This is a genomic window from Spirochaetota bacterium, assembly GCA_038043445.1.
Lineage (GTDB): Bacteria > Spirochaetota > Brachyspiria > Brachyspirales > JACRPF01 > JBBTBY01.
This window is the reverse complement of sequence record JBBTBY010000041.1, coordinates 6,138-21,013: the sequence shown is the minus strand read 5'-3', so window position 1 is coordinate 21,013 and position 14,876 is coordinate 6,138. Positions and strand designations below refer to the sequence as shown.

Sequence of the window (14,876 nt, the reverse complement as noted above, 5' to 3'; positions counted from 1 at the left end):
GTACAAGGAATATGTGGAGCTTGCGGCGGGCTGGAATCTCCTCCTCGAAACGGGCATTGCGCTCGGCATCGATCTTGATAAGCCGGTGCGTGCGCGGAAGATAGGGAATGAATTTACGGGCGGGTGAGCTGCCGCGCCGTGTAATGATGGGGCATTTTTACTTGGCTTCGCGTCGGGGCATTGCCTCGAAAGACGTCCTCGGCGTAGTGCCTCGGACTCGCCGCAGTGTTCGCAGCGCATAATTTCCAATATTCCCGATGAAGAAAAATATCTTTATGCGTTCTATTTTGCTGACTACATCCTTGTAGTGCTCGCACCAGGCGCTTTCTCGGCAACGCCCCGCCGCTTCGCTCAAGAAAAAATGTTGTTGAGAGAAAGACCGAGGATTGTACTGTCGTTATCAGGGGTGGATAGGACCATTCGGGCCGTGACCGAAAGAGCCCTGTTTGATCCTGAAAAGTCGGCATGGGTGCGCTGAGAGTCGGCAACGGTACTGAAAGAACCCTTTGAGACGCAAAAAGATCCGGCATTGATCCAAAAGGAGTTCAATTACACTCTCGGAGAGTCGGGACCGGGTCTTTGAGAGGCTCATCCGACAAAAAAAGACCCGGCTTTGTCTCTTCGGGTATCCTGTTACACTCTCGAAAAGACAAGCCGGGTTACGTCCGCGTGTACGTCCTATTTCGCTGCGGCTTTGACTGGACGGCCGGGGAAGCGCTCGGAGAGCTCCTTATAGACGTTCTCGGCGTTCTTCACGCCCGAACGGGCCGCGTTCTTCGATGAGTTGTAGAACATGAGCGCCGCCTGATACGCCTCGCTCCCTGAAAGCATCATCGAATCGTTCACCGCGTCGGACACCTCGTTGAGCTGAATGGACAGCGCGCGGAGCTTTTCGACCGATGCCCTATCGACGGTGAACTCACTCATGTCGAGGAACGGGGGCACGAGCGCCGGGTTCTCTGCCGCGAAATCGTGCGCCTTGTCCACGAACGCGACGGTCTTGTCGCCCATCTTCGGCATCTCGTGCCGGTCCGCGGCGGAGAGGATAGCGAGCTTCGGCAGGAGCTTTTCCCTGAGCGTGCCGATCGCCTGGTTGACGACGGCAAGTTCGCCTTCGTCGAGCGTGAGAGAGATGCGGTTCTGTTGAGCCATTGTATGGCCTCCCTTAAGTATATTTCTGAACGCCCCCGAAGGGGCAGTCCATTCATGTGCATGGATATACGTCTGCAGCGGAAAAATATCCGTTACGCCCCGGCGGCGATGTTCCTCCGCAGAATGCGGAGCTCAGCCGTTGTTCAGGCGCAATGAAAATATGGATCGGTGTCACCCGTTCCGTACAGCTATATCCTATCCGCGGTGAATGTATCAAATGACGGGAAATTTGTCAAGCGGCGCCGCGGCGCGGAATTATCTTGACTTAGATGTCGTCTAATGTTTGAGCCACACCCGAAGTGCCCGCCTACAGATTTGCCTGCGTGACGGAGCGTTTCCCAGCGACATGACACGTAGTGCTACCACCAGTGCTGCGGGCATTTTTGGCTGGCGCTGTTGTATGACGTTCTGCCCATGTGGCTGTAGAAGTGCCGGTCCCATCCTAGCCCTTGAACACAACCTTCGAGTGCCATTCAAGAAACTGCTTGTCGGGATGCCACATGTCTTTCTTCGGAAGCTCTATTCGTGAATTGTTGAGGCCGTAGTAGCTTCGGCCGTTCTTGAATTCTTCACGCAACCGGTTGCCGACGCAGAACATGAAATCCGGTGTGACTGTGACGTAGCCTCTGTCGAACAAGCGATGCAGGTCGCTCCGAAGGAGAAGCCCATTATCGATACGGTGTTCGCCTCCTTCGGAGTATGGTTTGATATGTGCGGCCTCAAGAACCGGCCCAGAATGCTCTCTAGTGATTGCACATGCCCCTTCATATGCATCTCTGACCGCCAGACTGAACAGGCCTTGGCCCAAACGCGGTTTGACTTGGATGGGAGTGCCATACCGCGGAGGGTCTTCTGCTGCTCCCACCGCACTTCCTTCGACATTCCAATAGCGCGGACCCTTCCGTGCCCGGTCCATACAGTCATTGAGAATACGAAGACCTTCACCGGCGGAAAGGTCATACCGCTTTCCCTGCTGAATCCCGGTTCTCGCCCAGTCAGAAGGGGGGATGACCCATTCGGCTTCGGCGAAGAACACGGGAGCCGAAAGCATTATGCAGCCGATCTGGAAATCCCCTGAACGAATCGCAGTTCCGTCCTCGCCACGAAGTCGGGCGATCCTGTCTCTCATTGCCTCGAAGTTCGGGGCTCCATTCATTTCGCCGAAGCATTCCCAAGCAAGCCAAGCAGGCAGGCTTTCATAGCGTTCAAAGAAGCCAAAGCCGGCGATGGCCTTCTGAGGAGCCCTGAGTTTGAAGAAGAATAAGTCTCCTGGGTTCAGCGCCCTGAAGTTGCGTCCACCATGAGGTTGCCAGAAATTGACCTCATCCACTTGAGGACGCGTAGTCAAGTAGGAATACCAGTCCAGATCGGTCAGTCCTACGTATCCGTTGGGTGTTTCCAAGAATCCTCCTGGGCAACTGTCCGAATGGTCATGGGCAGAATGTCATACAACTGATTATAGACGCAATGAGTGATTTGTCCATATCCGGTATGATATACGCATTACGTCAATCCCTCCATTTTGGAACATGAAAACGTAACCATATAGTACCAATCCAGTTCAAAGGACCGACTATCTACAGAATGATAACATATTGATTCCTGTAACTCTCTCACCAACAACGCATTTTCCCGCACGAAGCGAGCGGGGCGTGGCCGAAAAAACGATTATGTCCGAGCTTCGCACGGATGCGTGTTAGTTCTCACTTATTGAATGACAATTTAGTATTGCAGTATTTTCATCTGTGAAAGGGGCGAGGACATTTCGAGCGAGGGGCACGGTGTGCGCCAAGAACGGCGCAACTGGCGGCGGCCATGGATGGCCATAGCCGCCACGAGCCCCGAGCGGTTTTTTCAGCCATGCCGCGTCGCGTAGTCGGGAAAATGTGTCATTCCATTGTCAGCGTGTTGCCCGAAGGGCGAAAGATCTCAACCCTCGGGAGAGCCGTCGAATTCGTTCGGCAGTATCTGCTTTATCTTCTTAAGCTGCTCATTATTGAGATCGTAGAACTGCACGCCGTACATGAACGCCCCGGCATGCTTCTTCGCCCAGACGATCTTCCCGACAACGACCATGTCCTCTTTTGACGGCAAGTGGATATTGATTATCATCTTCGTGCCGAGCGTATACGATTGCTCCGATTCGAACCGTATGCCGCCGATCGATATGTCCTGAGTATAGATGCGGCGGAACGTCATCTTTTTGAGCGTGTCGTCAAGCGGCTGGAATTCCATTTCCCATGCATGCGGGAAGCGCCGCTTACGCCGTATCTTCGATCGGAATTTTACGATGCAGTCCTTTCCGGAATACTTCGCCTTATAGAGCGCGCTGTCCGCGTTCTTGATGAGCGATTCCCGGTTTATACCGTCGGCGGGGCATGATGCGATGCCGATGCTCGCCGTGATAGCGGCCGCAGCGAGGAAATCCGATCGGGATATGCTTTCGCGCAGGCGTTCCGCAAGCTTTATCGCGCCGTGTTCGGCCGTCTCCGGCAGGATGATGAGGAATTCGTCGCCGCCGAAACGGCACGGCGCATCCTCGGTACGGCAGACGCTTTTGACGATGACGGCTATCTGTTTCAATATCTTGTCGCCGAACAAGTGTCCCTTCGTGTCGTTCGCTTCCTTGAAGTTGTCGAGATCGACGAGGAGGATAGAGAGCGGTTTATCGTGCCGTATCGAGCGTTTGATCTCCTTCTCGAGGAATATCTCCATGTATTTCCGGTTAAAAAGCCCGGTAAGACTGTCGAGCGCGGCCGCGTTCGAGGTGACGCGGAAGAGATGTATCTCAACGAGGATGGGGCTTTCGAGCGAGCGATTGAGATTGATGAAGTAGTCGAAGATGGCGACACGAAGCCCCACATCGCGGTCGACATGTTCTTTCAGATGGTCGTAGTTCTCGAATATCGCCGTCCAATGCTTCTTTGCGGCGGATTCATCGAAGGTGAGATTGACGAAAAGTTCGAGCGAGCGGGAATAGAACACCTTCCTGCTGCCGGTGGTATCGAGGGTGTTCAATTCATTGATGATGAAGGATTCGTTAAGCGCATCCTCATTGAGACGGCGAAGTATGTTCGCCCTGAATGACGGTATATCTTTCATACAGTTCCCTCACACGATTTTGTTCCACCGGGAGCCGATGATCAATGAGGATATAATATCGGTATAGTAGGATAATAGCAACCTGGGGATGATCAACCGTGTGCTGTGCGATACGCGATCAGCATTCGCTCTCAGTAGATGGCGTATTTTCGGTTCAGGTAGTCTTTGACCACGGAAATATTGCTTGCCGAAAGCGCGCCGGTATAGACAAGTACTTCGGCGATGTAGCCATAAAACCCGTAATTCCCGTTATGATCCGAACCGACGACAAAGCCGGTATTTCCGGTGGAATTCCCCGCATCACCGGTTGCCGGGGTGCCGTCGTTCAAATAGACCTTAGATGAAGCACCGTTATGCACGCCGATCCAAAGCTGTGGCACATTGGCAAGATTACCGCCGGCAAGGGAAAGATTGTCATAGATGCCGAATGCGGTGCTTGGGGCCGCGTTCAAACGGAGCATTTTAAAATAATTATCGCTTTTCGCATTGTAGACGCATTGAAAGTTCTCGGTTGCCGTTCCGGTCGCCTTCATGACGACGAACGTTGTCGATGGTATCTGCAGTGTAGGCGTCGTATCGCGATAGAGACGTCTCACCTCAGCCTGACCAAAACGTACTGCACCGATCCCGTTGATGATATTGTTCTCGAACGTCGGCTTCGTGGGGCTTGTGCCGGTAAGATGATATCCGTTCCCGCTCTGATCGGCCCAGGAGGTGACATCGCTTCCCGAGAGAGTGATGCCGGCGTCAGGTTTGAACCACATGGATAGACCCGGTACGGTGTTCGTTTTAAAACCGCCGTTCACGCCGTTCAGGTCATAGGGGTTCGTATGGCCGAGCGTATTGAGATCGATGCACGAGATCAACGCACATCCGAAAAAAGCAGTTGTTGCCAGCAGTATGGATTTCTTCATAATATGTTCTCTCCTCGGAAGCGGCATCTAAAATCGTGTCGTTACTTGCAGGGCAACGGTGTTTTGATCGATCGAAGGCACCACTGCGACTGCTGGTACCGTATCGGGAGATACAAGCCACCAGACAAGTGCTCCGGCTGCGAGCGCGTAGCAGGAATAGGCGCTTATGTTCATGACGTTCATGATGAATCTGCTGTTCTCCGCATCGTTATAGTACAGCGTGGCAAGGGCGGCTGAATTCGCTATCGTTGTGTCGTTATAATTCCTTTTCGCCGTGTCATAGGATATCCATTGCCAGATGCCGAACCCGTTGCAGAGCACGCCTGCGCCGCCAAGACCTACAGCGCTCCAAAAGAGCACCGTTTTTATCCCGTTGGGCTGCATGCCGGACGATGACGCGAGCTTGTCTCCGGACTTTTCGGGCTGCTTCATGCCGCCTATGCGTTTCCTGAGATCATCGACTATTTTCGCTATCGCCGTATCACTATTCTCCATTGCGGTAAATTTTTCTTTCGACGAAAGGACGATGCGCGTCGTTTCAATATTGATAACCTCTACTTGGATAAAAAATGCCGTACCAAGCTTCGATACGCTTCCGTATATCATGTACTCCATGTTAAGCATCTTTCCGAGTTTTACTGCGCAGGCACTTTCGGTGCAGCCGGTGGTCTGGAACTGCTGCTCCTTGAGCACTTCGTTCATATTGTTGCGATCGAGGATCTCGAAAATACCGCCGGTAACGATGTCGCCGCGGAACATTGTTCCGATCGCCTGCGCATCCGCCGCTGCTATTCCCATAGGTGTAAAATCGAGAACACCTGCGCGTGGCTTTCGTGTTTCTGCAAAAGTGTCGGCCACAAAAGTAATGAAAAGGAAAACGCATAGAATCACGGAACGATTCATACTACCTCTGCCCGTATAGTAGTGATCCATCGATTTCAAAAACAAAACAAGGGCTATTGCTTCGTTACTACCGATGATTATAGGTCAGCGGTGAAGACACGTCAAGCCGGCTGGCCGGTGAGCATGTGATCAATAGCAATGCCGTATATATCCCGGCGGTTAAAAATTTCTGGCTGCGCTTGATGCCCCAGACAACACGCTTGCTTACCCTATGTCACCCGTTCGTTTTTTTCGCTATTTCCCGGAACACGCCGATGAGCGCTTCCGTGTATATCATCTCGCCGAAGGCGTCCGTGCTCGCCCCGTCGTCCAAGAGCCCCCGCGGGCCCATGATAATGCTCGAACCCTCGATGAAATAGATGTCGCGGTCGGCGAGTATGCGCGACTTTATCGTGCCGCGTATCGCCTCACGGTATTCCTCCACGATGCCGCCCGTCCGGTCGAGCGGCGACCAGAACGGCGTCATGCAGATTATCGGGTGTCTGACATGGACGGCACGGAGCGTGCGCAAAGCGCGCTCATAGGCCGCGTGGAATTTCTTCACGTCGGTGCCGAAGGCCGCTATCACCTCGGGTCCGATGGCGATGGATATCATCTGCCAGTCGCTGCGGGTGGCCAGATACTGTACGACCGCCTCTTCGGTGAACATGAACGCACCGAGATCGAGCGTGACCGGCAGGAGGTCCATCACGCGTGAGGCGATGGCAGCATGGGTCGCCGAGAAGGCACGCACGGTCGCGGGGGATACTATCGGCGGTCCGTATACGAGCCAGCCGGCCCTGCCGCTCAACTCCACCATGTACTCGAAGGGTTTTTTCAAATAGGCATTGTCGTCGATCTCAAGCGTATGCAGCCGCATGATAGCCCCCGGTGCGAGCACGATGCGGTAGATGCCCTCATCGGCGGACGGGCGTATCGTGAATACGGCGCGCTGCATACCGCGTTTGAATTCCGCCGCATGGAACCCGCTCGTCGTCATTTCGCCGGCGATGCACTCGATCGGTGATATATCGGCGCTGCCCTTGGGGCGAACGGAAGCAAGTATCTCGAAGGTGAGCGCTATCGTCTTTGAATTCGTCTCGAAGGCTATCTCCATGCCGGTGGCCATGCGGGAGTACTCGGTGAGCAGCGGCAGTTCGGCGCATACGGCGCTTTTTATCCTGAGCGGTACGATGCCGTCTTTGTCCTTCGCTATCTCTTCGGCATTGGTGATGACGTAGAAATCCTCACGGGCAAAGTAATGCTTCTGCATGATATCCCCCGGTCATGTATTCGATCCGTCTTTCGGTTTCGGCGTATCGCTCGGTGCGGTGTCGGTTTCGGATGCATCCGGCGGAGCATCCGTGCTGCTTGAGGCTTTCTCTTCGGTGTTCTGCTCAGGCTTCTCTTCTGTCTTTTCTTCCGATGCGGCTGCCGGTTTCGGTGTCGGTAACGGCATGGTCCCGAGGCCTGCGGTGAGCGCTGAGAAATCCGACATTTTCCGTTTTGAAAAGCGGTCGCGCTGCGAGCGTGTCGCGAGCTTCTGCTTCTTCAGTTCTCGCATGATCACCGATTCGGCGATATCCTCATTGCCGAGCGCATCGGTGGCAAGTATCTGGCGTATCCGCGCGGTGCCGTACTCGGGGTGTTCGCGTATTATCATGAGTATCTTTCGCGTCTGTTCGAGCGTTGCATGCGATATGGATGTATCGACGCTCTCTTCGATCTTCGGCTTGAACGCATCGATGCCCTTGCGCTTATAGCGTCCATTGATGCTCCTGAATTCATCGTACGTGAATCCGCATTTTTCGGCCGCTTCCGTCGCATGCATGCCGCCGTTGATGAGCTCGTAGAGGTGCACGATGCGCTCGTACTTCACTTCCTCGAGCGTCTTTTTCGCCTTGACGACGATATACGTGATGTCATCGCTCTGCGGATAGCCGCGGCAGAACGCCTCGATATCCGCGTCAAGGGCCTTGCTGAATTCCTCGGTGGAAAGATGATGATTGTTCTTTATGAATTCGACCAGTCGCGGTTCACCGTACTGATTGCGACCGGTATCCATAGCCTCGGTTATCCCGTCCGTGTAGATGAACACGAGATCGCCGCGGGTGAGCGTTATCATTTCCGATTTTATGCTTTTCTTGAAGAGATCGTCGGAGGGGAGCTGGAGCCCCACTGCGAACCCCTTGGGGTTGAGGAAATACATCTTCTTTTCCGCAGCGCGGTAGAGTATCATCGGATTGTGGCCCGCAGATGCGTAATTGATGGTATGCCGGTCGGAATCGAGCACCGCATAGAACACGGTGATATACATCCCTTTTTTGATGTCCCCGGCGAGGTAGGAGTTGATGCGGGTAAGCACGTCGGAGGCGCGGCGTATGTTCTTCGATTCGATGCGCATCGTCATGCGGCACATGGCCATGATGAACGCGGCGCCGATGCCTTTGCCCGACACATCGCCCACGACAAGACCGAGCACATTGCGCATGACAGGGAAAAAGTCGTAGTAGTCGCCGCCCATCTCAAGCGCGCTCATGTAATTCCCGGCTATCTCGAACCCTTCCGTCTGCGGAATGACCTTCGGAAGGAGCGTGTTCTGTATGTCCTTCGCGAGCTGCATCTCCTTCTTGATGCGCGTCTGGTCGGTGAGCATCGCTTCCTGGTCTTTCATGCGTCCGACCATGCCGGCGAACGCGCTGCCGATCTCCTTGAATTCGGAGAGCGTGCCGGTGCTGAGATTATCCATCGAGAAGCCGGCGGTGCCGACCTTGGCGAGTTCCTGCGAGAAACGCCGTATCGGATTGATGAACACCGCGACAAGTATGCCCACGATGCCGAGCGCGAATATCCAGATGGCCATGGTTATGAACACGGCCCGTAAGCGGAAGCCTGCCATGCGTTCGGCCACGTCGATGCTGTTCTGCGAGATGCCGATGTGCACTTCGCCGACGATGGTCTTATTGAGCATCGCCGGTACGGCGACATCGAAGAGCGCTTCCCCCTTCGGGGTGCGATAGGGCTGTATCGCCTTCTCACGCATGCCGAGCGGTTTCACCTCGGGCGGTTCGCGGTATTTCTCGAAGGTACGGTCGGCAGTGTCTGCAACAATGATCCGTTTCTTGTCAACGACGGTGATGTACGTTATGCCGTTGATCTGTTCTTTCGTCGTCGCCACCGTTTCACCGAGGGCGAGGCTGTCCCCGGCGGCTATTTCGAGGGCGGATGTCGCCGCGATGTTCTTTGCGGCGTCGATGCCCTTTACGAAGAGCGCAGCCTCCGCCGAGCCGCGCTGGAAGTATCCGATGACGAGGAACACGGTTATCCCGAGAACGGTCGCGAGCGTAAAGCCCACCGCGCCCACCTTCGCCGTGGTCGCCGTCTGTGTCTTGACGTTCTCCCAGAACTGCGCGATGATGCGCTTCTTTTCCGCGAGTGCGAGATTGAACGTGAGCGTGACTTCGTTGCGCTCGCCCGCACGCTTGTATTCCGCCTTGTCGGTGAGCTTTCGGATGAGCATGATGCCGAGGCCGCCCTTGCGTTTTACCTCGACGTATTTCTCAAGATCGGGATCGAGCACCTTGTTCCAGTCGAATTCCGATCCGGAATCGGAAACGATGACCTCGACGGCCTTTTCGCGGCGCACTACGGCGACCTTAATGTTTCCCTGTTCGGGCATTTCCTTGTACGCATGCCGTATGATGTTCGTCGCCACTTCATCGAGGACGAGCTGCGCATTATGGGCCTGCTTCGGGAGGAGCCCCCCGCGGCGTCCGTATTTCGACACGAAGGTGCGAAGCCCCTTGAGCTGTGCGAAATCCGCTTTCACCTCCATGGCATACTCGCGGTTCTTCCACATGATGAGCACGCCGATCTTCTGGTACTCGATGAGCTTCTTCACGCCGTCACGGACGCTCAGACCGATGTCGATGGCGACATCCTTTATCGTGACGAGTACGGTCTTTGTTCGTGCGAACGCTGTCGTGAGGAATGACTGCACCCTGGGCGGCAGGAACGAGAGGGGCGATCGTTTCGGGGCGATCGGTTCAGCAGATGTTTCGCCCGGAGGCCCTTCGGGCGGCGGTGTATCAGCGGGAGGTGAAGACGGCGGGGTGTTATCGGGTACTTCTGCGGGACTGTCCGCGGGCGGCGATACTGCGTCAGTAACAGACTGGGGCGTATCTTTTTTTTCGGATGTCTCCGGTTCGGTTACCGTTGTATTTTGTTCATTGTCATCAGGCACGGCAGTTCATCATTCCCCGCGGGAATGGTCGCCGGAACGTCCGGAAATACACCCGCGCTAGCGTTTCTTCTGATTATCGGCGTTTTTGTTCTTTAGATTATCGGTCGCCGACTGCCCTTTTACCATGCCTTTTGAGGGGTCGACGAACGCTTCGCCGGAAGCGGAAGCCCCGAAATGCGACAGTGCTTCTTTCAGGTCGTTATATGACTTTAAGATGGACGAGAATTCCATGAGTTCATAGACGTCATAGACGTCCGCTGACATATTGACGAGGACAAGGTCGCCGCCGTTGTCGCGCAGGTCCTTTATTTCGCTCACGAACGAGCCCCAGCCGGCGCTGGACACATAATCGATGTTCTTGAGATCAACGATAATCTTATACTTCTTGTCTTTCACGATGCCCTGCAGCGCCTTCTCGACCTCGGGAACCGTGACCGTATCGATATAACCCTTCGCACTTATCAGGGCTACTTCCTTGTTCGAGCCGAGGAAATCAGTGCGTACTACCAAATCATCCATCATATCCTCCGCATGAGCCTTGCTGTATTCACCATGCAAATGCCCGCAACGAATACCTCGATTATAAAATAGTGTGGACAAAAGTCAAGCCGCACTCTACAATGGAGGTATGGCATACGAGAAGAAACGACCGCGGCAGGCCGTCGATCCCATGGCCGATGTTCTTCGGGCGTATTTCGATGACGCCGGACTTACCGAGTTCTCGGACTACCTCAGGCTCATGCGCGCATGGAAGCTCATCGTGGGACCGGTCATCGGGGGGAGGTCCATGCCCGCCTCCATAGCCAAGGGCGTACTTACGATACTGGTGCGCGAGAGCGTATGGGCGAATGAACTGTCACTCCTCCAGGGTGAGCTTAAGAAAAGGATACGGGATGCGCTCGGCATGACCGTGACCGAGATACGTACGCGTATCGGCGATATTCCGGAGCCGCCCCGGGAAAATACTGCCGTGCACACGCCGGCGGCACATCCGCAAGAAGCCCCGCCCTGGGTGGATGGTATCGTGAACGAAAGCGGCATTGCCGATGAGGAGCTTCGCAGGCAGTTTCGGCGTGTTATCGAGGCATACTCGGAGAGCGCTCGAGGAGCGGAGCGCTGACGCATCCCGGATGGTCTTGACATTATCGGGTCTCTATTTAAAATATCCGCCATCGTTCGATCCAATACTATGGAGAGCTCTAATGAAGATAATACTTGCATCCGTTCTGTCGCTCATGATGATCATTCCCGCCTTCGCGGACGGTGATGATGTCATGCGCCCGCTGGCCGCGTCAGAAAAAGCATGGATGACTTCCACAATGAAGAGCATACTCGCGGCGCTTCCCGCGGCACCGAAGGACTGGAAACGCAAGGACGATACCGGCACGCCGAGAAAAGAAGTGTCCGCGAGCGCTCGGTATCCCCTATCCATGAGCACCCGTACGGACTATGAAAAACCGGTCACGATGACCACGGAAGAGATGAGCAGGAACGCCGAGGACGTGTCCCAGAGCATGGAAAAGATGGGGCCGATAATGGAGAAGATGAACGCCGCCGCGGCAAAGGGCGACCAGAAGGAAATGCAGCGCCTGCAGGCCGAGCTCATGAAGCTGCAGAGCGGATCGAGCGGCATGCAGAACATGAAGGCGAAGAGCGAAGAAGCGGAAATGCAGCGGCTTTCGATCGATGTTTCCATAAACGCGAACGGATACGATATTGACGGTGTGAAAGAGATCGCGGCGCCGAGCGGCGTTTCTGTCGCGCTTCGCGGGGACCTGTCAACGCGGGCTGAGTATCAGAAGGATATGAAGGATACGCGGATCACGCTTTTTTTCGGGAATTTCACGAAGAAGGGCGGGCCGAATGCGTTCGAGATCTACTGCAAGCAGCCCGCGGGAATGTACACGAAAGTAAACAGCGTCATTGTCACCATCGTTGCGCGCGACGGGAAGCTTGCGGAAGAATATCTTACGAAGATCAATTCGAAGGCGATAGCGGCGTTGCTCCGCTGATAGAGCTCAGGCGAACAGTTTTTTCAGGACCGCAACGACGGTGTCCCGCGTATAAGGCGCTGTGATATGTCCGTGACCGGAGAGCGGTGCCGCCCCCGGCGCGCCGAACGATAGGACCCGTATCGCCGCATTGATCCCGCGAATGCTCGTGATCGTCTCTTCCTGCAGCACGCGGTTCGCCGAACATTCGATAAGGATGAGATCGAGATTGCGGTTCATGCGGTATATCGTGCGCAACGCCTCGGCTTCCGCTTTCGCCATGCCGACTATTTCGAAGTGCTCGCGTATGAGCGTGTTCTTTATCTCCTTGAGCACATCCATGGTCGTGCCGATCAGGAACACACGGCTCGGGGAACCGTCCTTGCGTTTCCCGGTGGGGCGCGTGATGTCCCTTACATTGGAGATGAACGTCGAGTTCTTGAGGAATGCGTTCAATTGCGCCGTATCCGGTTCAGTGAGGCCCATGGTGAGGAGCATCACCGATGTCGATTGATACTTCCGTGATATCATCTGGAGCGCATTGGCGAGCGACTGGAACGAATCCGGCGCCCGCGGCATGTAGCGTTTCTCACCGAGCATGACTATCTCGCCGGACTGGTATTCCGGCTTGTCGTTCTTCGTCCATCGGAAAAGATATACTACCCTGCCGTCCATCTTATGCTCCGCGTGATGCAGTATGTGCTGTGCTCCGCGCGTGCTTCTGATAGTCGCGCGGGGAAAGTCCTGTCATCGTTTTGAACGTACGTGTGAAATGCGGCGTATCGTAAAAGCCGAGCGAAAGCGCTGTATCGGTGACGCGTTCGCCGGCAAGGATCATGGCGCGGCTCTTCATTATCTTTCGCCGCATGATGTAGTCGGTCAGCGCCGTTCCGGTCACGCGATGGAACAGCGTCGAAAGATATTCCCTTCGTATCGAGGCGTCCTCGGCGGCGGCACGGATGATGGCGGCGCTGTCCTTGCCGATATGGCGTTCAACAGCGGAAAGCACGGACACGATGCGCTTGTCGGCGGAGAACATGCGTTCGGCGGGAAATACGGCGGCGTGCGCATCGGCGATGAGGGCGCATATCGCCGCGAAGATATGCTTCCGATAGAAATGGGACGACAGCGCGGGAAGCGCATCGATGAGGGCGGTGAGGGATCGGAAGCGGGCATCGGGGATAGGGAATGAAATGACATCGTTCGCATCGAAAAGGAAATGGTAGAAGAAAAGCCCCGCCATACGCGGCTCCGCGAGGAACGATGTGAGCTCGGCGGCGAAGATATCCGGGAGATAATAGATATTGCACACCTCCCACTGGCGGCGTACTCTGACAGCATGCGCTTCGCCGGGGGCGAGTATGTATATCGATCCGCGGGATATCGTTTCCGTGCGCCCGGCTGCGATGTGCTCGGCGCTCCCGCCGCGGGTAATGCCGATCTCATAAAAACCGTGCGAGTGCATGCTTACCGTGTGCGCATGAGTGAACGAGAGCTCGCGGTGACCGAAGGGAAGGCCGTCGGCGATATTGACATCGCCGGCCGCTATGGTTCGAAGGGCCATATCCGGATTATAGTCTGCCGACGGAAAAAGACAAGCGCGATGCGGCGAAGCATGCCTATTCTCTGCTGAGCGTGATGCGGCGAAGCAGCAGTTCCTGCTGTGTCTTCGGTTTTGTCATGAAGATGTGCATTTTGCGTACATTCGGCATCGGCTTCTCGATCGGTATGCGTATCGTGCCCGCACCCGCTGGAACGGAAATGCTGCCGGATGCGTATGGCTTGCTGTTCTCATCATCGAAACGATATTCGATGCGGAATTCGCTCCCCGTATTCTTCACATCCAGCACGACGGCCTTGTACGGCTGGAAGTCATGGCTGCCGCTTAGTTTTAATACCACTGCCGGCCATTCCGTTGAGCCGCTCTGCCATTCGGGATAGATAAGGCGTGCGGGGAAGCCGCTCTCTCCCGATGCGGTGAATACCATCGGGGGCGTTGTCGTGCGAATATCCCAGCCGGCGAAGGGTGCTTTTACCGCGCTGAAATCGTAGAGTATCCCAGGTGCGAACGTAGGAGCCGATGCGGCGCTCGCTGCCGGTAGGGCGGCGGGAGCGGAGACGGGCGGGAGTATCTTTGCCGGCGGCACGGGGAATCGCGCGGAGCGCAGCGGCGCTGTGTTCACCGGGAGCGCGCTTTTGGCGCTGAGCGATTCGAGCATACGGGCGATGCGCTCGCGGTATGCGTTCAGCAGTTCCGGGTTCTTCGTATACACGGTCAATTCGCTCACAATGGCGGCAGGGACATCGAGCAGTTTTTCCGCCTCGGCGATCGCGGGGATGGAAGCGTCTTTCGACTTTGCCCGTGCAATGAGGTCCTTTAAGAGCGAGAAATATTCGTATTCCTCAATGCCGTCGCGAACGAGCTCCCAGCGGACAGAACCCGCAGGACCGTCGATATATCGCTGTCTGTCATCGGGAAAATTCGTATTGGCAGGGTACAGATAGCGGCCGTCGCCGTTGCCCCAGTACGATATCTGTCCGGGCTTGTATCCGTATCCCTCGACATAGCTCATCGCATCCGTCCACGGGTTC

Annotated in this window: 13 protein-coding genes; 2 read left to right on the top strand and 11 right to left on the bottom strand. The window is 55.4% G+C overall.

Features of this window, described 5'->3' with window-relative positions; translation table 11 throughout:
* Window positions 1-678: 678 nt before the first annotated feature.
* From AABZ39_06260 to AABZ39_06225, 8 genes are all read right to left on the bottom strand, one after another.
* The gene (locus tag AABZ39_06260) at window positions 679-1,152 is read right to left on the bottom strand and encodes a hypothetical protein (protein ID MEK6794359.1); all 474 of its coding nucleotides are present in this window, start codon (window positions 1,150-1,152) and stop codon (window positions 679-681) included.
* Window positions 1,153-1,594: 442 nt separating this feature from the next.
* Window positions 1,595-2,554 carry an HNH endonuclease gene (locus AABZ39_06255; protein ID MEK6794358.1) on the bottom strand — a complete coding sequence of 320 codons (960 nt, stop codon included), beginning with the start codon at window positions 2,552-2,554 and terminating at the stop codon, window positions 1,595-1,597.
* 527 nt (window positions 2,555-3,081) lie between these two features.
* Window positions 3,082-4,254: a diguanylate cyclase gene (locus AABZ39_06250; GenBank protein MEK6794357.1), complete on the bottom strand. Its 1,173-nt coding sequence runs from the start codon at window positions 4,252-4,254 to the stop codon at window positions 3,082-3,084.
* Window positions 4,255-4,385: 131 nt separating this feature from the next.
* A complete protein-coding gene (locus AABZ39_06245) occupies window positions 4,386-5,168 on the bottom strand; it encodes a hypothetical protein (GenBank protein ID MEK6794356.1) in 783 nt (260 codons plus the stop codon).
* Between the two features lie 27 nt (window positions 5,169-5,195).
* Window positions 5,196-5,966: a CsgG/HfaB family protein gene (locus AABZ39_06240; protein ID MEK6794355.1), complete on the bottom strand. Its 771-nt coding sequence runs from the start codon at window positions 5,964-5,966 to the stop codon at window positions 5,196-5,198.
* 319 nt (window positions 5,967-6,285) lie between these two features.
* Window positions 6,286-7,323 carry a hypothetical protein gene (locus AABZ39_06235; protein MEK6794354.1) on the bottom strand — a complete coding sequence of 346 codons (1,038 nt, stop codon included), beginning with the start codon at window positions 7,321-7,323 and terminating at the stop codon, window positions 6,286-6,288.
* Between the two features lie 12 nt (window positions 7,324-7,335).
* Window positions 7,336-10,293, bottom strand: coding sequence for a SpoIIE family protein phosphatase (locus AABZ39_06230; GenBank protein ID MEK6794353.1), 2,958 nt, complete (start codon window positions 10,291-10,293; stop codon window positions 7,336-7,338).
* A gap of 57 nt (window positions 10,294-10,350) precedes the next feature.
* Window positions 10,351-10,812 carry an STAS domain-containing protein gene (locus tag AABZ39_06225; GenBank protein ID MEK6794352.1) on the bottom strand — a complete coding sequence of 154 codons (462 nt, stop codon included), beginning with the start codon at window positions 10,810-10,812 and terminating at the stop codon, window positions 10,351-10,353.
* Window positions 10,813-10,921: 109 nt separating this feature from the next.
* Between AABZ39_06225 and AABZ39_06220 the strand changes: the two genes are divergently transcribed.
* Together AABZ39_06220 and AABZ39_06215 are read left to right on the top strand one after the other, a co-directional pair.
* Window positions 10,922-11,413: a DUF721 domain-containing protein gene (locus tag AABZ39_06220; protein ID MEK6794351.1), complete on the top strand. Its 492-nt coding sequence runs from the start codon at window positions 10,922-10,924 to the stop codon at window positions 11,411-11,413.
* An 82-nt stretch (window positions 11,414-11,495) separates the two neighbouring features.
* A complete protein-coding gene (locus tag AABZ39_06215; GenBank protein MEK6794350.1) occupies window positions 11,496-12,305 on the top strand; it encodes a hypothetical protein in 810 nt (269 codons plus the stop codon).
* A 6-nt stretch (window positions 12,306-12,311) separates the two neighbouring features.
* Here the strand turns inward: AABZ39_06215 and AABZ39_06210 are convergent, their stop codons facing one another.
* The 3 genes from AABZ39_06210 to AABZ39_06200 all read right to left on the bottom strand — a co-directional run.
* The gene (locus AABZ39_06210; protein ID MEK6794349.1) at window positions 12,312-12,959 is read right to left on the bottom strand and encodes a hypothetical protein; all 648 of its coding nucleotides are present in this window, start codon (window positions 12,957-12,959) and stop codon (window positions 12,312-12,314) included.
* Between the two features lies 1 nt (window position 12,960).
* Window positions 12,961-13,848 carry an AraC family transcriptional regulator gene (locus tag AABZ39_06205; GenBank protein MEK6794348.1) on the bottom strand — a complete coding sequence of 296 codons (888 nt, stop codon included), beginning with the start codon at window positions 13,846-13,848 and terminating at the stop codon, window positions 12,961-12,963.
* A 55-nt stretch (window positions 13,849-13,903) separates the two neighbouring features.
* Window positions 13,904-14,876, bottom strand: a 973-nt coding sequence (locus tag AABZ39_06200) for a hypothetical protein (protein ID MEK6794347.1), incomplete at its 5' end; no start/stop codon positions are given.

Coding starts and splice junctions, on each gene's coding strand:
- AABZ39_06260 (MEK6794359.1), bottom strand. CDS start 1,152: ATGGCTCAACAGAACCGCATCTCTCTCACGCTCGACGAAGGCGAACTT.
- AABZ39_06250 (MEK6794357.1), bottom strand. CDS start 4,254: ATGAAAGATATACCGTCATTCAGGGCGAACATACTTCGCCGTCTCAAT.
- AABZ39_06245 (MEK6794356.1), bottom strand. CDS start 5,168: ATGAAGAAATCCATACTGCTGGCAACAACTGCTTTTTTCGGATGTGCG.
- AABZ39_06240 (MEK6794355.1), bottom strand. CDS start 5,966: ATGGGAATAGCAGCGGCGGATGCGCAGGCGATCGGAACAATGTTCCGC.
- AABZ39_06235 (MEK6794354.1), bottom strand. CDS start 7,323: ATGCAGAAGCATTACTTTGCCCGTGAGGATTTCTACGTCATCACCAAT.
- AABZ39_06225 (MEK6794352.1), bottom strand. CDS start 10,812: ATGGATGATTTGGTAGTACGCACTGATTTCCTCGGCTCGAACAAGGAA.
- AABZ39_06220 (MEK6794351.1), top strand. CDS start 10,922: ATGGCATACGAGAAGAAACGACCGCGGCAGGCCGTCGATCCCATGGCC.
- AABZ39_06215 (MEK6794350.1), top strand. CDS start 11,496: ATGAAGATAATACTTGCATCCGTTCTGTCGCTCATGATGATCATTCCC.
- AABZ39_06210 (MEK6794349.1), bottom strand. CDS start 12,959: ATGGACGGCAGGGTAGTATATCTTTTCCGATGGACGAAGAACGACAAG.
- AABZ39_06205 (MEK6794348.1), bottom strand. CDS start 13,848: ATGGCCCTTCGAACCATAGCGGCCGGCGATGTCAATATCGCCGACGGC.